Source organism: Paenibacillus sp. J22R160 (assembly GCF_059692135.1).
This window is the reverse complement of the sequence record NZ_JCAUAU010000003.1, coordinates 613,375-630,660: the sequence shown is the minus strand read 5'-3', so window position 1 is coordinate 630,660 and position 17,286 is coordinate 613,375. Positions and strand designations below refer to the sequence as shown.

Below are 17,286 nucleotides of genomic sequence, written 5' to 3'. Positions count from 1 at the left end.
TTAAAAAGACTGATCATTACCTTCATTTTTCTATGATAGACAGCTGAATGCGTACTTTCATCCTATTTCCAGTATGGCGGACGGATATGGTATACTAATGTATCGGTAGTCACGAGAGATAGTTTGATGAATGGTACGGAGGAGTGAGTTTCACCATGTGTGGTATTACAGGCGTGATGTATTTTGAAGATAGAGAACCAACAGTTTCCATGCTGCAGCAAATGACGGATGTGATTGTACATCGCGGACCGAACGATTCCGGTTTTTGGACGGATAATCGGATTGGTCTTGGCTTTCGCCGGTTGTCCATTATTGATATTCAAGAGGGGCATCAGCCACTAGCTAACGAGGATGATTCCGTGTGGATCATTTTTAACGGAGAAATTTATAATTACAAAGAATTACGCGGAATGCTGCAGGAACGCGGCCATCAATTCCGCACGCATAGTGATACGGAGGTTATTGTTCACCTTTATGAGGAGTTTGGAGAGGAATGCGTCAAGCATTTGCGCGGCATGTTCGGGTTCGTTATCTGGGACAAGAAAAAGAAGCAGCTGTTCGGAGCGAGAGACCATTTCGGCATTAAGCCGTTTTATTATCATGTCAACGACCGCCAGTTTTTGTTCGGCTCTGAAATTAAGAGCTTGCTTGCTGCGGATGGCATGAACCGGTTGATCCATACGGACAGCTTGCTGAACTATCTGACCTTTCAATATGTGCCAGAGCCGAACACGATGTTCCACGGCATCCACAAACTGCCGCCAGGCCACTATGTAAAAGTAACCTACGATGGTGATATGACGATACATAAGTATTGGGATCCGATGTTCGAGCCGGAGGAACGCCCTTTTGACTATTATGTGGAGCAAATTCGCGAAACGCTGAAGGACTCCGTCAAGCACCACATGGTCAGTGATGTGGAGCGGGGATGCTTCTTGTCCAGTGGGATCGACTCCACGGCCATCGCCACCCATATGCGGAACATTGAACCGATCCGCACATTCTCCGTTGGCTTCGAAGGCGCCAACAACGAGACGCCGATCGCGGCCCAGACGGCTGCGGCGCTCGGCACAGAGCACTACGATAAAGTCATCACGAAGGATGACTTCTTCAGTACGATGCCGAAGGCGATCTGGCACCAGGACGAGCCTGTCGCCGATCCTTCGGCCATTGCCCTCTACCATGTGGCGCAGCTTGCGCGCGAGCACGTGACGGTCGTGCTGTCCGGCGAAGGCGCGGACGAGCTGTTCGGCGGCTATCGCATCTATCGCGAGCCGCAATCCTTGCGGCCGATTGATCAGCTGCCGCATTCGATCAAGCGCATGCTGAACCGCTTCGCCCGGATGCTGCCAAGCAGCGTGAAGGGGCGCAATTATGTATTGCGCGGCACGACGCCGCTCGAGGAGCGCTTCCTTGGTAACGCGAAGATTTTCACGGAGGATATGAAAGCGGAAGTGCTGCGCCTCGATCATGAGATGCTGCGGGCTTATAAGAATCCGGTGCAGATCGCTGGGGATTACTATAACAAGACCAAACATCTCGACCCGGTCAGCCGCATGCAGTATATCGACATGAATCTGTGGATGCCCGGCGATATCCTTATGAAAGCCGACAAGATGACAATGGCGCATTCACTTGAACTTCGTGTTCCTTTTCTAGATAAGGAGCTGTTCGAGGTGGCACGCCGCATCCCGGCGAAATATCGAATTGCGAATGGAACGACCAAATATATATTCCGTAAAGCGATGGAAGGCATTATCCCGGATCCGATTCTGAATCGTCCGAAGCTGGGCTTCCCCGTACCTTTGCGCCAATGGGTCCAAGGTTCGATGGGTGATGTGCTGCTGGAGCAGATCAAAGCCAGCGGAATTGAAGATTACATTAACATGAACACGGTAGAACGGATGCTTCAGAAGCACCGGAGCGGTCAAGGCGATTATGCGCGCCGAATTTGGACGATCTATATTTTTGCCCTCTGGCATATGACTTTTATGGAAGAGCTGCCTAAGAAAGTGCTCGCTGCTTACTAGGTCTATGAACGACGACAACTGCATAGACAGGAGATGGGGAACGTGGGACTTTATAAGTTAATAGCCCTCGATATGGACGGTACCTTATTGGATGAGGAGAAGAAGATATCTCCGGAAAATCAATCCGCAATTCGACAAGCGACGGAAGCTGGCAAAATAGTCATCATGTCGACAGGTCGCGGGGCCATAAGCGCCATGCCTTACATTCAAGAGCTGGGATTGTCTACTCCTATGGTTATGGTGAATGGCGGTGAAGTATGGGAGTCGCCGAATAAATTGCTTCGGCGGACACTGCTTCCTGTGGAAACCGTGAGCCGGTTGCATGCATTAGCTGAGGAGCATGACTGCTGGTGGTGGGCTTACTCTGTCGAAGGGGGAGTCTTCAACCGTGAACGCGAAGGCCTGGACATCCCGAATGACGAATGGCTGAAGTTCGGCTTCTTCACGGAAAACGCGGAGAAGTTGCAGCGTATTCGCGATGTTGTAGAGAGCTGGGGAACACTTGAAATCACCAACTCTCATCCCTCGAATATTGAATTAAATCCGCTTGGGATTAGTAAAGCGACTGGCGTGGAGACTGTTTGTCAGCTGCTCGGGATTCAGATGTCGGAAGTCATTGCGATGGGGGACAGCCAGAATGATATCACGATGATTCGTGAAGCCGGTCTTGGTGTAGCGATGGGCAATGCGCAGGATGAAGTCAAACTGATTGCGGATGTTACGACGGTTACGAACGAAGAAAGTGCGGTTGCCAAAATCATTCATGCGTATATGTTGTAAAAGCCATAAGGCTTTTAGCCAGTACAATAACGGACGGAGATGAGTCCATGATCACGTTAGCCTGGAGCTTGGTTATTCTTTTGTTTGTCGTAGGTATGGTAGGCGCGGTTTATCCAGTGCTGCCTGGTGTTTTAGCGATATATGCAGCGTTCTTCCTATATGGCTGGCTGATCAGCTTTGAGCCGTTCGGCTGGGTGTTCTGGACCACGCAAACCCTGATTGTCATCATTATTATGGTTGCCGATTACGCAGTGAGTGCAATGGGAGTCAAGAAATTCGGAGGTTCGAAGGCGGCTGTGATTGGGAGTACCATTGGCCTTATTATTGGACCTTTCGTCATTCCGGCCTTCGGATTAATCATAGGACCTTTCTTAGGTGCTGTGATTGGTGAAATCATCATCGGCACCAAATGGCAGAATGCGATCACCGCGGGGATTGGCTCCGTGATCGGTTTCTTTGCCAGCAGTGCTGTCAAAATTGTGCTGCAGCTGGCGATGATTGTTCTCTTCTTCATTTGGGTTTTTTAATTGAACAGGATGTTGTTTGAATACGGGATTAGAGAGTAGGAACACATTTGACGAAGGAAACCAAAGATTCTCTTGTAAAAGGGACGCTCATTCTCACCGTAGCCGCGCTTGTAGCGCGGTTTCTCGGCGTTTTCCAGCGTATTCCGCTGGTTCACCTGCTGCATGAGGGTGGAATGGGCAGCTATTCGATTGCTTTTAATCTGTACTCTATTCTTCTTGTTGTAGCAACGGCAGGGATTCCCAGCGCGTTAAGCAAAATGGTATCAGAGAAGTACGCAATCGGACGACCTGCCGAGGCAGAGCGAATCTATCGCGCAGCCATTTTATTTGCTATCGTTGCTGGTGCGCTCATGACTCTACTGTTATATGTATTCGCACCGATTTATGCGGAACAAATTTCACGCGGCGGACCCGACGCTACGCTGGCAACTCGCGCTATCGCGCCGGCCATGCTGTTCTTCCCGCTAATTGCGATTATGCGCGGCTATTTCCAAGGCAGACAGAACATGATGCCTAACGGGGTATCGCAAGTTGTGGAACAAATTTTCAGACTGGTCACCTCGATTGGTCTTGCCTTTATTCTATTAAACATCAGCTTGGCCTGGGGTGTAGCAGGTGCATCATTCGGCGGAGTCATGGGAGGAATTGCTGCGCTAGCTGTCATGCTCTATTTTGCGATGAAGCTCAAACGCAGGGACGCTCAAAGGCTGAAAGAGAATGTATCTCATGCCGCGGCTAAGGAAACCGCAGCAGGACACTCCTCGGCACCAGCAACAGCGCCGGCAAAGTATAGCGAGATTTACCGCAGCCTGCTGAAGCTTTCGATTCCGATCGTCATCTTCTCGGTGACGGTTACGTTGGTCTATGCAATCGATACATCGATCATTATTCCCCTCTTGGAGGGGACAATTGGCAGCAGCGAGGCGCTAGGGTTGGTCGGTATTATCGGGGGCCGTGCGCAATCTCTGGCGGGTATCCCGATTATCTTGGCGATTGCGCTCAGTCAATCTGTCGTGCCAATCATCTCAGCGGCTTACTCCCGCAAAGATATGAAACAGGTAGGGCACCAAACAACCAGAGTGCTGCAGTTGTCTATTCTATCGGGCCTGCCAGCGGTGCTTGTGATTGCGATTGCTGCGCGTCCGCTCGATTTCTTCATGTTTGGACATGAGGATACAGCCTATGGTATGAGTCATGGGCCCTACATGATCTCCTTGTTAACTTTAGGCGCTATGTTCCAAATTGTCATGCAGACCTCCGGTGCCGTATTGATGGGCATGGGCCGTATGAAACCGCTGATGCTGCATGTGGCCGTTGGTATCGCGGTTAAGCTGGCAGGCAGCTTTTTGCTTGCTCCATGGTTCGGCATCTATGGCATTATCGGCTCCACAGGACTTTGCTTCATCGCCATGTCATGGCTCAATTTGCGCACGCTGCGCAAAGATGTGAGCTTCACCATTCTTGGACGGCGCTTCATTGGCTTAATGATTTCGATTGTGGTCATTGCAGGATTAGGTATCGCGGCTGAGTGGTTGACCCATACGTACGTACAACCAACTAGCTTGTACAGGATCAATGAAGGAATTAACGCTATACTCGTTTGCGGCTTCACGGCTGCTTTATATCCGTTGATGCTAATGGTGACGCGAGTGGTTACGAAGGACGATGTCAAGAATTTCCCGGCGCCTGTTCAGAAGCTGATTGGCAAAGCAAGTCGTCTTATCGGACGACGTTCATAGCCTGCGCAGCAAGTATGGCAAGCTCAATGCTATTTAGTCCTTCGCTCATGGCGTGGGTTAGATCAATGGTCTGCGGTATTGCGATAGGGCGCATATACCCCAAGGGCGTCTCGACCTCTTGAAACCAGTCGCCTGGTTCCACGGGCACTAGCGGCCTATCCGGCCAAACAGTCTCAAGTGTAGGACTATACAAAGGCGAGCTTCCTTTCTTAAGGAAGCAGCCATCCAGCCTCTCCTGATAGGGATTATCAGGGGGGGCTTTTTGTATAGGGGTAAATAAGTGGGGCCAATAGTCCGCGCGCGAACCTGTATGAGGCGTAGATGCGGCGAAGCGGAGTACGCCCTGCAGCACTTCAGGCACCCCGAATAGAAGAGCGTAGAGGTCTTTCCCAAGGGCTATGCGTTCAGCTAAGTTGGCAAAATTCTCGAGAATGAGTCCAGCTAAACGAGGCTGGGGGCTACCGGTTTCGGTGGTGGAATGGGACCAATAGGGGAAACCAATTCGATTCATTTGCAGCCATCCTTGGGCTTTGAAAAGTGTCTTGTTTAGCACGGTTTGTTGGAACTGTCCTTTTTGGACAATACGTGGTTCGATATAGTTTTGTTCATTCACAATAAGAGAAATTGTCAGCGCAGCGGAGTCGGGGTCTGTCCAAAATTCATGCCAAACAGGGACCATCCACCTGGAAATATCCAAATGGGGAAGCAAGTGAAACAGATTCGTATCGCGCTTCTTGCTTTCCTCGTAGAGCAACAATTGCGGATAAGCATCTTGAAAAATAAGACCGTTCGCGCGCTCCAGAAAAGCAAACAGGTGCTCCGCTTGATCACTGTCAATGAGGTGCGGCAGCAGCTCGCCTTGCAGGTCGGTCATGTTCCAGCCGCCGTTGCGGGAGACCATGTGCGCAAGCAGAGCCCAGTGAAGCTCAGGATACGCTTGGTAACAAGCCCAATAGGCCATTGTGCGCGTTATGTTATTCCGGTTCTCCTTCTGGGTACGTCCCCTAATCTCCTCCACGAGGCATGCTTCCTCCGATGTCAGAGGGAAAGGCTGAACACCGCCTCGAAGAAGCTCTACTTGTTGGATGAGGCCCTTTTCTAATCTTCCTGCGATATTTTTTGACAAAGGGATGATGTCCAAACTTGTTAACCTCATAATGACCTCCTCGATATTACCTGCGTCATCTCCTTATTGTTGGCCCATTTACTAGCAGGTATGTGAGTAAATTACCTGTTTAGGGCTGACATTTCCCATAAATGGGGAAGCACCTGATAATAATATCCAATTACTGTCATAATTTTGTCTCCGATTTCTGCACCTACAATTACGGTTGTTGTGTAAGACAGAAAAACATCCCTCTAGCCTAGGCTAGTAGGGATGTTTTTGTGTTACACAGCATTCAGTCCGATTCCTCGGGAGGGGGCTGACTTACGTTTGGCCGAGGCAACCGCCCTGCGCGCTGCATCGCTTCTCGAAGCAAATACTCAATATGGCTGTTGACGCTCCGGAACTCATCCTCCGCCCAGCGCTCCAAAGCTTCATAGAGCTTGGGATCGAGTCGGAGCGCGAAGTTTTTTTTAGGAGCCATAGCGGTGCCCGTTTAGTAAAGCGAGCCGGTATTAATGACCGGACTTGCTGAGCGGTCAGATACAATGGCTACTAGCAAATTGTTGATCATGGCCGCCTTCCTCTCTTCGTCCAAATGCAAACCTTCGGCTTCGAGGCGGGAGATGGCCATCTGAACCATGCCGACTGCTCCGTCTACGATCGTTTGACGGGCGGATAAAATGGCTGAAGCTTGCTGACGCTGGAGCATTGCGCTTGCGATTTCCGTTGAGTAAGCAAGGTGAGTGAGGCGAGACTCCATGACCTCAACGCCTGCAACGGAAAGGCGCTGTTGAAGTTCAAGGCTTAGCTCAGCGGCTACTTCATCGGCATTCCCACGGAGGGAATAGCCCTCACTATCGAAACGGTCGTAAGGATACTTACTTGCTACATGACGAAGCGCGGTTTCACTTTGAATTTCGACGAACTTCTCATAGCTGTCTACATCAAAGAGCGCTTTATACGTATCGACCACCTTGAACACGACGACGGCGGCGATTTCGATTGGATTACCCTCGATATCGTTGACTTTCAGCTTGACGCTGTTAAAATTGCGAACCCGTAAGGAAATTTTCTTTCTGCTTGAAAATGGAACAATGAGCCACAAGCCGCTCTTCCGAATCGTCCCTAAGTAACTGCCGAAGAAAGTAACAACGGAAGCTTCATTCGGCTGAACGGCTGTAATCGTCGAAACAAAGATAATGCCAAGTATGATTAAAATGATGCCTGGCAAGATTCTTTCCTGTGTAAGGAGTAAAACCCCTAATCCTCCACCAATAATAAATAACAAAATGCCAAGAAATCCGTTAATTGACCAAGCTTGTTTTTCATTCATGCAAGCAACACCCTTTCAAGTTGGAGTAGCAATTTCATTTAAATATTGTTTTGATATTTTTATGATATCACTTTTTACTAATAATGTAAATGTATTTGACAGGGAAGATGATGTCATTCGTAAATCTTGACACCTATTTTGGGGCATGCTATAAGTTAATAAATTCCTAACAGTGAGGTGCTCATGATGTTGAAAATTTCTAATGAACAAGTTTTTCAAGAACAAATCTCCCAACCCGGATTGACGGTCGCCGTATTTAAAGCTACTTGGTGCAAAGACTGCCACTTTATTGAGCCATTCATGCCAGCCGTAGAAGAGGCTTATGCGGGGCGGATTACTTTCGTTGAACTGGATCGCGACGAGGTGCCGGATTTGTGTGAGCATTTGAACATTCTCGGTATTCCCAGCTTTATCGCTTTCCGTGATGGCAAAGAGCTTGTACGTTTCGTCAGCAAATTACGCAAAACACGCGAAGAAATTGAGCAGTTCCTGGATCGGGCGCTCGAGGTGTCTGGCGCTCTTACCCCATAAACAGAAGGAGAAAACGGCTCAATTCAGAGCCGTTTTTTTACGTGTGGCAACCAGTACAGCTCTACTCAAACCGCGTGAAAATCACAACTTCGCCACGAGTTTAGTCGAACAACCGCGGTTTCGGAGCTTTGTAACAATTGCGAATGGATTTGCCAACTTTTTAAAGATATAATTGAAAACGAACAAATTTAATTAGGGCAAGTTCCACAGAAGTCACGACGTAAAAGTAGGTGCAATCATGCAAAAACTGATTCAAAGGCTAGCGAATTTGTCCGCCATAGGCATGTTTCTCATTCTCGCAATGGGCGCCTTGGTTACAAAGGCTGACGCAGGCAGAGGCTGCGGAGACGAGTGGCCGCTATGTCATGGGAAATTCGTTCCGGCGCATACGATATCATCGTTTATCGAATACAGTCATCGACTGGTCGTCGGTATCGTGACGCTAATCCTGATTGCCACATTCCTTCTTGTGTTTCGTTATGTTAAACGGAAAGATGCGAAATACTTCATCACTGGAACCGTAGTTATGACGTTGGTACAAGCTGTAATGGGCGCACTCGCCGTCGTTTGGCCGCAATCTTCACTCGTACTGGCGCTTCATTTTGGCTTATCCTTGCTTGCGTATGCGTTTTCCTTGCTGCTTGCGCTTGTGTTTACACCTTGGGGCCAATTTCAAAGAGATACAGCTATTCGCAGTTCCTTTAAGGCGATCGTATGGATAACAGCGATCTACAGCTATATTGTTGTTTATTTGGGTGCTTTTGTCCGTCATACGGTATCATCAGGCGGATGTTCAGGTTGGCCGTTGTGCAACGGAGAAGTCATCCCTGAGCTTAGTGGCGCGACTGGCATTGTTTTTACTCATCGGATAGCGGCTTTGCTGCTGTTTCTATGCATTCTGTTTCTTTACTTACAAGCAAAGCGTCATTACCAGAGCTCAGACAAATTGCGGTTTGGCAGCAAATGGGCACTAATCCTAGTTTCCCTTCAAGTTATCAGCGGAGCTGTTGTCACTTGGTCAATGGGGAATGAACTCGCCTATTTGTTGACTGGCATGGTGCATGCGGTAATCGTTTCCTGTATGTTTGGATTTCTATGTTATTTATGTGTACTTACGCTATATGATCGCAAAGCATAAGGCCCGGACGGGCTGGCTCTTGGCAAGATGACGGAGCGGTTTTGCGGGAGAAGAGGCCTTCTTATTTATAGAGAGGGCTATTTCTTTTTATTTATGCCTATACTTACTTCTATTGTCGTTCATACGTAAAGCTTACTAAAAAGGGGGTGTACCCATGCTGCGAGTATTGTTCCATGAACACAAACGGGTAGACAGCGGGCTTCTGCTGGAAGCCGGCAATGCCGTAAGATTGTTTATCAAGCATCTGGAATCGAAGGAAGGTCACCATACGGCCTCAGACTACCCCAAGTACCACCGGCAAGCGATCTGGAGTAAAGGGTTCATTGATGCACTGGACGAGCTTGAGCAGAGCAAATACTGCTGTGAGCGTTACGCTGAGCATATCGATAAACTTTTCCTTGAGGATATGAATGCGCAAGAGATGGAAGCCTATCGCCTTTTCGTCTATTTTTTCAAAAATGCATTTATTCGGCTCTTTTCCATTTTGGACAAATTAGGTACATTCATGAATGATTTATTTGAGCTGAAAACAGAGGTGCTGAAGACCCGGTATTCGTACTTTACGGTATTGCGCCGGATGCATGAGAAGAAAATTCACGGCGCGCTCGAAGTTCAGCTGTATACGCTCAAGATGGAATATAAATCACCGCTCGATCGACTGCGCAATCAACGCAATATGGAGATTCACTATATTAATGCCGAAATGCTGGATGATCTCATGCAAAAGGAACCTTATCCTGGGGATCGGATTCATGTCGAAAATGTAAAGTCGAATGTGGCCGATCTTCAGCAGGGATTTGACATGGTTTGCCGAACCTTAACTATAGCATTCTCTTATATTACGGCTAGTATTGCAAAGGGGTAAGAGGACCATGGAATTAAGAGGCCGAACGGTTCTTATTACAGGCAGCGCCAAAGGACTCGGCAAAATGACTGCGATCACCATGGCTAGACAAGGCTGCCAGGTGGCTGTCAATTATGTGAATAGTGAGAGGGAAGCCGCTGAGCTTGTCCATCACTTACAAGATCTTGGAGTTCGCAGCATTGCCGTCCAAGGCGATGTCGCTAAACGGGAAGACATTACACGCATGGTGGAACAAACAGCGTCGCAGCTTGGTCCAATTGATATTTTGGTGAATAATGCAGGACCTTTTTTCCGTGAGCGGCGATTCTTTGCTGACTATGGTGTCGATGAAATTGAATATTTAATGCGTGGCAATTTGCTTGGCGTTATGGAGCTTGATCACTTGGTTTTGCCGATGATGAGGGAGAAGCGGTGGGGGCGGATTATCCATTTTGGATTTGGAAAAGCAGCTGAAGCCAGAGGCTGGACACATCGCGCCGTATACGCGGCAGCGAAGGTTGGCTTGGTCTCCTTCACGAAGACATTGGCCGAAGAAGAAGCCAGCCACGGAATTACCGTGAATATGATTTGCCCAGGCGACATTCGAGGTAAAAATAAAGAACGAACGATGCAGGAGGCCCGCCTGGAGGTCGATGGCGAAACGCCGGTAGGCAGACCCGGGACTGGTGAGGATGTGGCTAGAGTCATCGAATTCTTATGCTTGCCGGCCTCTGATTTCATCACAGGCAACATCATGGATATATCTGGAGGGCTGGACCCGATTCAGCCACTGCCGGTACTTAATCAGCGCAAATAGCCTAACAAAAAGAGCTTACCCTAGAGGTAAGCTCTTTCTTATGATATAGTCGTATTAGAACACTTGCACGACTTCAGTTATACCTTCAACTTCTTCAACAAGTGCGCGTTCGATACCGGCTTTCAACGTAATCGTTGAGCTCGGGCAGCTTCCACAAGCACCCATCAGTTTCAGCTTCACAATACCGTCTTCTACGTCAACGAGATCCACGTCACCGCCATCGCGTTGTAGAAAAGGACGAAGTTTATCTAAAACTTCAAGGACTTCATCATAAATAGCTTCTTTTGTTTTTTCAGACATTTGATTCATCTCCTTTCTTCTAATATTATATTACAATAATGATTAAATGAAAATGGTTTTCAACTTGAATATATCGACATAAGGTGGAATTTTTATTATGAGACCAATCATAGAGTTTTGCGCCAGCAACATGCACAATGGAACAGAGAAAGTCATGAAAGCACTAGAACAAAATCCCGACTATGATGTCATAGAATACGGCTGTCTTGGTAATTGCGGACAGTGCTACATGGAGCCCTATGCGCTATTGAACGGCGAAATCATTGCCGCTGAGAACGCAGATCTGCTTCACGACCTCATTCTAGCGAAGATCAAAGAGATTGAAGCGATGTACGATCTACTAAGCGATTGAAGCCTGAGCTTACCCGAAGTGGCGTTTCGATTTCCAGAGAACGCCACTTTTTAGCATACGGGCAATTTTGCCTGTCATTAGTGTACGTTTGCCCATGATACCGAACCCGCTTTTTTTACCGAGTGAACCTAGTGTGCCTCTGAGCTTAATTTCACCAAGCCGCGGCGTTTCGCCTTTCCAAATCGCTTGCATCACTTCAGCAATCTGCTTGCCTTGCGCTTGTGCAGCTTGCGCACTTGGGGAGAATGGCAGGGAAGCACAGTCGCCGACAACGTATACGTCTTTATGTTCTGGAATTTGGTGATACTCATTTAACATAATACGTCCTTGACGGTCTTTGGGTACATTCAGTGCTTCAACAATTGGATTCGGCTGAATGCCAGCTGTCCAGATTGTCGCATCTGTTTGAATGATCTCATCCCCGTTGTGCAAATCCCCGCCGTCCAGACGACATAACGAAACATTTGGACGAAGCTCAATGTGATGCTGGGTCATCCACTCCCGCACATATTGCTGCAGGTTGCTCGGGAAGGCAGACAGAAGACTTGGACCGCGGTCGATGAGTCGAATGTTCAGATCTGACCGGCTTTCTCTTAACTCCGCAGCCATCTCCACACCGCTTAAACCGCCGCCGATAATGGAAACTTGCCCGTAAGGCGCAATGTTATTGATGCGTTGGTACGTAGCGCGAGTTTGCGCCAGCGTTTGAATGCTGGAGGAGAACTCTTTTGCACCAGTGATGCCATGATAGCTGTCTACACAGCCTAGACCAATTACAAGCCAATCATACGTTATAGGTTCTCTATCTTCGAAAAGAATTTCCTTTTTTTCCAAATCCACCGAGGCAACTTCTCCGTAAGTTAGCAGTAAGCGAGGATCATCCGGATAAGCGACTCGAATATGCGTTTCTGCAATTGTGCCTGACGCTAGTGCATAATATTCCGTTTTGAGTCCTTGAAAAGGACTCCGGTCGATCATTTCCAGTATGGTATCTTCCGGCAAATCTTTCTCCAGCATGTTTAAGGCTATGGTCAGACCGCCATAACCTCCTCCGAGAATCACAAATTTTTTCATTACACTCCGTATCCCTTCTTGACTAATCTCTCTTCTCTAGTATGACTAATACACTTTAATTTCATTATAAAAGGTGTCGCGCTCAACGGCTGTGCGTCCAGCACCTTGAATCAACCAAACAAGCTCGTCCCTTGTAAGACCTTCTGGGGATAAGGCGCCAGCTGCGTGTGAAATTTTCTCTTTCACGATCGTTCCATGTGCATCAGAAGCACCGAAAGTGAAGGAAAGTTGAGTTAATTTCGTACCAATATTAATGAAGTAAGCTTTGATATGAGGGAAATTGTCCAGCATCAAACGGCTAATCGCAATGGTTTTCAGCTCGTCCCAAGCAGGTACACGTCTTTTGAGGCCCGCGTTTTTGCTAGCAGGTTGGATGGAGTTCGGAATGAAGACCAAGAAACCGTTCGTTTCGTCTTGCAGTTCGCGTAAAAGCATCATATGGCGAATGCGCTCTTCCTTCGTTTCAATCGACCCGTACAACATCGTTGCGTGAGTTTTCATACCAAGCAAATGCGCGTTGCGATGAACGTCGAGCCATTCTTCCGAAGAGGCTTTTTCAACTTTCATTTTGGACCGGTAGCGTTCCGTTAGAATTTCGGCTCCGCCGCCTGGAAGTGTGGATAGACCTGCATCCATCAACGTTTTCAAGACATCTCGGTAGCTTAGGCCGCTAATCCGTGAGAAGAATTCAATTTCTGCCGCGGTATGCGCTTTGATTGTCACATCAGGGTAAGCATTTTTCAATTGGCGAATGCAATCAACATAATATTCAAAAGGCAGATGAGGATTATGCCCTTGGCTAATATGGAACTCTCTAATTTCTGGGTTAAAATGTTCAGCTACATACTCTAACATTTGGCTTGGCGTAAGCGTGTATGCACCTTCTTCGCCTTCATCGCGGCGGAAATGGCAAAAAGCACAATGCTCCTCACACACATTCGTGAAATACAAACTCATATTTTGTACAAAATAAACCTTGTTTCCGTTCAATCGCGTATTTACTTTGTTTGCCATTTGTCCTATGCTCAGAAGATCATCGGATTCATACAAAAATAATCCATCTTCCAAGGATAGACGTTGACCTTGTTCAACTTTGTCGGCAATTTCTGCCATCCGTTTGATCGGGTCTGTGGTGATTACACTCATCATTATTCCTCCTATGAAATCAAAATAAAGCACATAAAGAATCGACGCATCCATCTGCTGATGATCTCATGCGCCTTTGCGGTGTGAGTGGCTCGCCTACCTGTCAGCCAGTTCGGTTCAGGAATTCACACATATAGGGAGCTTTGAGTTTGGCTCAAAGGCTCACTACGGTTTTTCAATATACGTACAACCCATCGTAATCATTATAAACCTCCATGTGAGAGGGGGCAATATGATGAACATGGACATAAATTGACAATGTAAGGAATCTACAAATTTTACTATCAATTTCGTAAAAGGTTATTCCCAATATTAACAAATTCCTGTATACTATTGCAATGTGATTACGTGGGGTTAAAAGGTGATTATATCGTGCCAACATATTTCGTGACCGAATTGCAGGAACGATTAGATATAGCAATCGAACAACTTCGAGGCCAAATGGTGACTTTAGGCACTGAATATGGTTTCCTGCATCCTGAAGTGCAACAGTGTAGTAGAGAATTGGATCAGTTACTATTGCAATATTATGCGATACAACGCAAGCAGTAAGCCAATGGGAACAATGGCTAGGAATGTATGCGCACCTGCCCTTGAGCAATGCACCGAATAGGAGTATACTTGGTAGTAAGCATTACGAAACTTATGGATAATGCCAGTTTTCCACGATGGGAAACATCAAGGAGGGATTTCCGTTATGATCAACATTAGCGAATCAGCGAGTGATAAAATTAAAGAACTTTTGGCTTCTGAAGAATCACCGAACCTGTTCTTGCGACTAGGCGTCAAAGCTGGCGGTTGCAGCGGCTTTTCTTACGGTATGGGCTTCGACGATGATCAAAAGTCTGACGATAAAGAATTTACCATTCACGGCGTGAAAGTGGTTGTGGATGAAGAAAGCGCCAAGTATTTATACGGTGTCCAAATCGACTTTGAAGACAAGGGCATGGGCGGCGGTTTCACCATCAATAACCCGAATGCGGTAGCATCGTGCGGATGCGGCTCTTCCTTCAAACCAGCGGATTATGAGGGAACACCTGAGCCTTGTGATGATAAGGTTGAGGCTTAATAAGGATGAGAGCGGCTTATAGCTGCTCTTTTTTTTGCCCTTTTTTGGACAAGCTTTGAAAGATTTAATCTTATTTTCATAAAACTTTGCTGGCGAAGGAGTATAATTGAAGAAAGTTCACAAACTTGACGAATTTAGATGGGAGTGATTTTGGTGAAACTTTTCAAAAATTTTCTGCAAGGATTTTTTTATGCTTTTATCTCCATTGGCGCGCTTCCCTTCTTATTGGTGAAAAGTATCCTAGAATCATTTTACGGTTAATGTTTAGAAGCATCGCGACTTCTTCATTTATAAAAGCTAAGAAGCAGCAGATTTGCTGCTTCTTCTTTTTTGACTTTACGTATAGGCAACGTCCTCTATTTCGGCTAGAACGAGGTTTTTGGCAGGTGGGAGGGAACTACGGTCCTCTATTTCCTGATTTTCAGCCCAAATGAGGGTCACTAAGACAATTAAAGCCCTGTAGTTTCGCCAAAACGAGAAAATGGCTAATTTGTAAGAATAGCAACTTGTAGTTCCCCAACAACCATCAATCGCAATCGCGCAGTATGTCTCGAATCATTGGATGCATGTTGTGTTTGACCTCTAGCGCAGCCACCAAACCCCCGCGCACTCCGGAAGCTGTGTCCATCCTTCTCTAACAACTTGTTGAGCTAATTCTTCCCCAAAGAAAAATCTACTAAGCCGCTCAGCCTCTTCTAAGCTGTCAAATTGATAATCAGTCCGGATCCACATATGGGACATCCCGTATTCCTTTTCAAGCAAATCATAATAGGCACGCAAAAAACTTGGAGGATTGGGGACGGTTGATCCCGTTCCGAAATTCTCGAAAATAATGGCACAGCCGCCAGGGCGAAGCACTCGTTTTATTTCCGTCATGACCTGGTGGATGTTTTCTTTCCAACTAGGAATGCCTGTGCTCCCTAAATAACAGATGCTCCAGCCTGATACGATTAAATCGTAGCTGTTATCACAGATAGGGAGAACTCGATGATCGGCAACCTGGGTGCTCCAGTTATGTAAGCCGGCTTCTTGAAGTTTATCTGTGTTTACTCTTAACATGGCTTCTGATGCATCGATGGCCAAGATTGATTTGGCTTTTGGGGCAAGTACACGCGTCAGTCTCCCTGAGCCAGCTCCCAAATCTAAGATGTCCAGGCCTGCAACGGGGTGAATGTTTTCAATTACATCATAAAGACTTGGTTGTTTAGAAATGAGCAAATCATATGTTTCCGCTTCTGATTTATAAATTTCATCATGGTTAGGCATAGTTCAAGCTCCTCCTTAAGTTAGCGATACACATACATCGTAAGGAGTGACGTAAGGAGAAGGTCAATCTTTTAGTTAGCGGATTGGAACCGCATAAACCATCGTGAGCAGCTCATTCAGCAGTTTATGTTTCGTGATATAACCATTCTCATCAAACCAGCTAAGCAGCGAAGAACTCATTGCGTAGTACTCATTATGAATCAATTGGATGTCATCGGTTCTACCTTGGTGCTCTAATTCAGCTATGTACTGCTCTCGCGCTGCTTCATTTTCGAACATTAAATCCGTAAGGCATATTCGACCGTGCGGTTTCAATACGCGGCGCATTTCGCTTAGAGCTAGTATTTTTTGTTCATCAGAAATGTGGTGCAAGGCAAAGCTAGTTACAATGAAATCAAATTGTCCGTCTAGATAAGGGATGGCAAGAAAGTTCCCGAGCTTAAGCTCCATCTGCGGATATTTGCGCCCACAGTGCTTCAGCATTTCTTTGGATTGATCGATCCCCGCCATTTGAATGCCCTTATTTAGAAACTTCCCTGCTAAATTTCCTGTTCCTGTTCCAATATCAAGCCCGCGTTCACCAACTTTAGGAGCAACCAAATCGACTGTAGTTTGAAGGGCTTTCTCGTAGTCCTTATATTCTCTATCATTATTAGCTACATTGGTGTCATGCGTTATGGCTTGATGGTCGAAATTCCATTTATCGTTCCAATTTTTTCTGGTTTCTCTTAACCGTTTGGATCCTTCGGCGAGCAAGAAAATATCGTCTAAAGGAAGCGTTTGTTGATATTTTAAAAGATCGATCATCGAACCTGTAGTTTCAATAATTTGTTTCAACTCGAGCCACTGGGAAAAGATGATCGACCGCTGCATTTCCAAATAATACTGTAGTTGCTCGGTATTTTCGTCGTCAGCCTGAGGCAGCGCTTTTTTGATATCCTCAATCGTCATCCCGGCTTCTCTTAGGGAGATAATCGTTTGTAACCGCCATACTTCCTTTTCCGTAAATGTTCTATATAAGTTGTGCTCCTGTTTGTGAGGAGAAATCAACCCTTTTTGTTCATAAAAGCGAATGGTTCTTGGAGAAATGTTAAGCTTCTCTGCTAATTCTTTGATTTTCATCCTACAATCAACCCTCCTCCCCTTAATAAACCTTAACCTAAGGGAAAAGTAAAGTGGGTCTGAGTCCTCATAAGGGAACCTTTTGCTCATAGAAGAATAAAATAGATTGA

Annotated in this window: 19 protein-coding genes; 11 read left to right on the top strand and 8 right to left on the bottom strand. The window is 46.7% G+C overall.

Annotated elements, in window-relative coordinates:
• The first annotated feature begins 155 nt into the window (after positions 1-155).
• From asnB to AC58UW_RS09865, 4 genes are read left to right on the top strand one after another with little or no spacing between them, the layout of a single operon-like run.
• Positions 156-2,030 carry an asparagine synthase (glutamine-hydrolyzing) gene (gene asnB, locus AC58UW_RS09880; protein ID WP_497420496.1) on the top strand — a complete coding sequence of 625 codons (1,875 nt, stop codon included), beginning with the start codon at positions 156-158 and terminating at the stop codon, positions 2,028-2,030.
• A gap of 42 nt (positions 2,031-2,072) precedes the next feature.
• Positions 2,073-2,810: a Cof-type HAD-IIB family hydrolase gene (locus tag AC58UW_RS09875; protein WP_497420495.1), complete on the top strand. Its 738-nt coding sequence runs from the start codon at positions 2,073-2,075 to the stop codon at positions 2,808-2,810.
• A 47-nt stretch (positions 2,811-2,857) separates the two neighbouring features.
• Positions 2,858-3,337, top strand: a complete 480-nt coding sequence (locus AC58UW_RS09870) for a DUF456 domain-containing protein (RefSeq protein ID WP_497420494.1) — start codon at positions 2,858-2,860, stop codon at positions 3,335-3,337.
• A gap of 47 nt (positions 3,338-3,384) precedes the next feature.
• Positions 3,385-5,076, top strand: coding sequence for a putative polysaccharide biosynthesis protein (locus AC58UW_RS09865; protein WP_497420493.1), 1,692 nt, complete (start codon positions 3,385-3,387; stop codon positions 5,074-5,076).
• On the opposite strand, the gene AC58UW_RS09860 is transcribed toward AC58UW_RS09865, so the two are convergent.
• The 3 genes from AC58UW_RS09860 to AC58UW_RS09850 all read right to left on the bottom strand — a co-directional run bounded on the left by AC58UW_RS09860 (position 5,057) and on the right by AC58UW_RS09850 (position 7,517).
• Positions 5,057-6,232: a DUF2515 family protein gene (locus tag AC58UW_RS09860; RefSeq protein ID WP_497420492.1), complete on the bottom strand. Its 1,176-nt coding sequence runs from the start codon at positions 6,230-6,232 to the stop codon at positions 5,057-5,059. The genes AC58UW_RS09865 and AC58UW_RS09860 overlap by 20 nt on opposite strands.
• Before the next feature lie 244 nt (positions 6,233-6,476).
• On the bottom strand, positions 6,477-6,665 hold the full coding sequence (locus tag AC58UW_RS09855; protein WP_497420491.1) for a type II toxin-antitoxin system antitoxin: 189 nt from the start codon (positions 6,663-6,665) through the stop codon (positions 6,477-6,479).
• 12 nt (positions 6,666-6,677) lie between these two features.
• Positions 6,678-7,517 (bottom strand): SPFH domain-containing protein, encoded by an 840-nt coding sequence (locus AC58UW_RS09850; RefSeq protein ID WP_497420490.1) that lies wholly within the window; start codon positions 7,515-7,517, stop codon positions 6,678-6,680.
• 186 nt (positions 7,518-7,703) lie between these two features.
• Between AC58UW_RS09850 and AC58UW_RS09845 the strand changes: the two genes are divergently transcribed.
• The 4 genes from AC58UW_RS09845 (at position 7,704) to AC58UW_RS09830 (ending at position 10,847) form a co-directional block, all read left to right on the top strand.
• Entirely contained in the window at positions 7,704-8,048 is a 345-nt protein-coding gene (locus AC58UW_RS09845) for a thioredoxin family protein (RefSeq protein ID WP_497420489.1), read from the top strand.
• A gap of 238 nt (positions 8,049-8,286) precedes the next feature.
• Complete coding sequence (locus AC58UW_RS09840; protein ID WP_497420488.1) at positions 8,287-9,186, top strand: COX15/CtaA family protein; 900 nt, start codon at positions 8,287-8,289, stop codon at positions 9,184-9,186.
• Between the two features lie 154 nt (positions 9,187-9,340).
• Complete coding sequence (locus AC58UW_RS09835) at positions 9,341-10,051, top strand: Cthe_2314 family HEPN domain-containing protein (protein WP_497420487.1); 711 nt, start codon at positions 9,341-9,343, stop codon at positions 10,049-10,051.
• A 7-nt stretch (positions 10,052-10,058) separates the two neighbouring features.
• A complete protein-coding gene (locus AC58UW_RS09830; protein WP_497420486.1) occupies positions 10,059-10,847 on the top strand; it encodes an SDR family oxidoreductase in 789 nt (262 codons plus the stop codon).
• A gap of 54 nt (positions 10,848-10,901) precedes the next feature.
• Here the strand turns inward: AC58UW_RS09830 and AC58UW_RS09825 are convergent, their stop codons facing one another.
• Positions 10,902-11,147, bottom strand: coding sequence for a NifU family protein (locus AC58UW_RS09825; RefSeq protein ID WP_157319629.1), 246 nt, complete (start codon positions 11,145-11,147; stop codon positions 10,902-10,904).
• A gap of 97 nt (positions 11,148-11,244) precedes the next feature.
• On the opposite strand from AC58UW_RS09825, the gene AC58UW_RS09820 reads away from it, so the two are divergent.
• A complete protein-coding gene (locus tag AC58UW_RS09820) occupies positions 11,245-11,499 on the top strand; it encodes a YuzB family protein (RefSeq protein WP_497420485.1) in 255 nt (84 codons plus the stop codon).
• Between the two features lie 9 nt (positions 11,500-11,508).
• On the opposite strand, the gene AC58UW_RS09815 is transcribed toward AC58UW_RS09820, so the two are convergent.
• Positions 11,509-12,573 (bottom strand): NAD(P)/FAD-dependent oxidoreductase, encoded by a 1,065-nt coding sequence (locus AC58UW_RS09815; protein WP_497420484.1) that lies wholly within the window; start codon positions 12,571-12,573, stop codon positions 11,509-11,511.
• Between the two features lie 45 nt (positions 12,574-12,618).
• Entirely contained in the window at positions 12,619-13,719 is a 1,101-nt protein-coding gene (gene mqnE / locus AC58UW_RS09810; protein ID WP_497420483.1) for an aminofutalosine synthase MqnE, read from the bottom strand.
• A 387-nt stretch (positions 13,720-14,106) separates the two neighbouring features.
• Between mqnE and AC58UW_RS09805 the strand changes: the two genes are divergently transcribed.
• Entirely contained in the window at positions 14,107-14,271 is a 165-nt protein-coding gene (locus AC58UW_RS09805; protein ID WP_497420482.1) for a Spo0E family sporulation regulatory protein-aspartic acid phosphatase, read from the top strand.
• 145 nt (positions 14,272-14,416) lie between these two features.
• Positions 14,417-14,788 (top strand): HesB/IscA family protein, encoded by a 372-nt coding sequence (locus AC58UW_RS09800; RefSeq protein WP_028558595.1) that lies wholly within the window; start codon positions 14,417-14,419, stop codon positions 14,786-14,788.
• 582 nt (positions 14,789-15,370) lie between these two features.
• On the opposite strand, the gene AC58UW_RS09795 is transcribed toward AC58UW_RS09800, so the two are convergent.
• Together AC58UW_RS09795 and AC58UW_RS09790 are read right to left on the bottom strand one after the other, a co-directional pair.
• Positions 15,371-16,054, bottom strand: coding sequence for a class I SAM-dependent methyltransferase (locus AC58UW_RS09795; protein ID WP_497420481.1), 684 nt, complete (start codon positions 16,052-16,054; stop codon positions 15,371-15,373).
• A 75-nt stretch (positions 16,055-16,129) separates the two neighbouring features.
• Positions 16,130-17,176 carry a methyltransferase domain-containing protein gene (locus AC58UW_RS09790; RefSeq protein ID WP_497420480.1) on the bottom strand — a complete coding sequence of 349 codons (1,047 nt, stop codon included), beginning with the start codon at positions 17,174-17,176 and terminating at the stop codon, positions 16,130-16,132.
• Between the last annotated feature and the right edge of the window lie 110 nt (positions 17,177-17,286).

Excerpts from the sequence above, each read along its gene's own strand:
- asnB (WP_497420496.1), top strand. The coding sequence starts at position 156 with ATGTGTGGTATTACAGGCGTGATGTATTTTGAAGATAGAGAACCAACA.
- AC58UW_RS09870 (WP_497420494.1), top strand. The coding sequence starts at position 2,858 with ATGATCACGTTAGCCTGGAGCTTGGTTATTCTTTTGTTTGTCGTAGGT.
- AC58UW_RS09860 (WP_497420492.1), bottom strand. The coding sequence starts at position 6,232 with ATGAGGTTAACAAGTTTGGACATCATCCCTTTGTCAAAAAATATCGCA.
- AC58UW_RS09855 (WP_497420491.1), bottom strand. The coding sequence starts at position 6,665 with ATGGCTCCTAAAAAAAACTTCGCGCTCCGACTCGATCCCAAGCTCTAT.
- AC58UW_RS09850 (WP_497420490.1), bottom strand. The coding sequence starts at position 7,517 with ATGAATGAAAAACAAGCTTGGTCAATTAACGGATTTCTTGGCATTTTG.
- AC58UW_RS09845 (WP_497420489.1), top strand. The coding sequence starts at position 7,704 with ATGTTGAAAATTTCTAATGAACAAGTTTTTCAAGAACAAATCTCCCAA.
- AC58UW_RS09840 (WP_497420488.1), top strand. The coding sequence starts at position 8,287 with ATGCAAAAACTGATTCAAAGGCTAGCGAATTTGTCCGCCATAGGCATG.
- AC58UW_RS09835 (WP_497420487.1), top strand. The coding sequence starts at position 9,341 with ATGCTGCGAGTATTGTTCCATGAACACAAACGGGTAGACAGCGGGCTT.
- AC58UW_RS09830 (WP_497420486.1), top strand. The coding sequence starts at position 10,059 with ATGGAATTAAGAGGCCGAACGGTTCTTATTACAGGCAGCGCCAAAGGA.
- AC58UW_RS09825 (WP_157319629.1), bottom strand. The coding sequence starts at position 11,147 with ATGTCTGAAAAAACAAAAGAAGCTATTTATGATGAAGTCCTTGAAGTT.
- AC58UW_RS09820 (WP_497420485.1), top strand. The coding sequence starts at position 11,245 with ATGAGACCAATCATAGAGTTTTGCGCCAGCAACATGCACAATGGAACA.
- AC58UW_RS09815 (WP_497420484.1), bottom strand. The coding sequence starts at position 12,573 with ATGAAAAAATTTGTGATTCTCGGAGGAGGTTATGGCGGTCTGACCATA.
- mqnE (WP_497420483.1), bottom strand. The coding sequence starts at position 13,719 with ATGAGTGTAATCACCACAGACCCGATCAAACGGATGGCAGAAATTGCC.
- AC58UW_RS09800 (WP_028558595.1), top strand. The coding sequence starts at position 14,417 with ATGATCAACATTAGCGAATCAGCGAGTGATAAAATTAAAGAACTTTTG.
- AC58UW_RS09795 (WP_497420481.1), bottom strand. The coding sequence starts at position 16,054 with ATGCCTAACCATGATGAAATTTATAAATCAGAAGCGGAAACATATGAT.
- AC58UW_RS09790 (WP_497420480.1), bottom strand. The coding sequence starts at position 17,176 with ATGAAAATCAAAGAATTAGCAGAGAAGCTTAACATTTCTCCAAGAACC.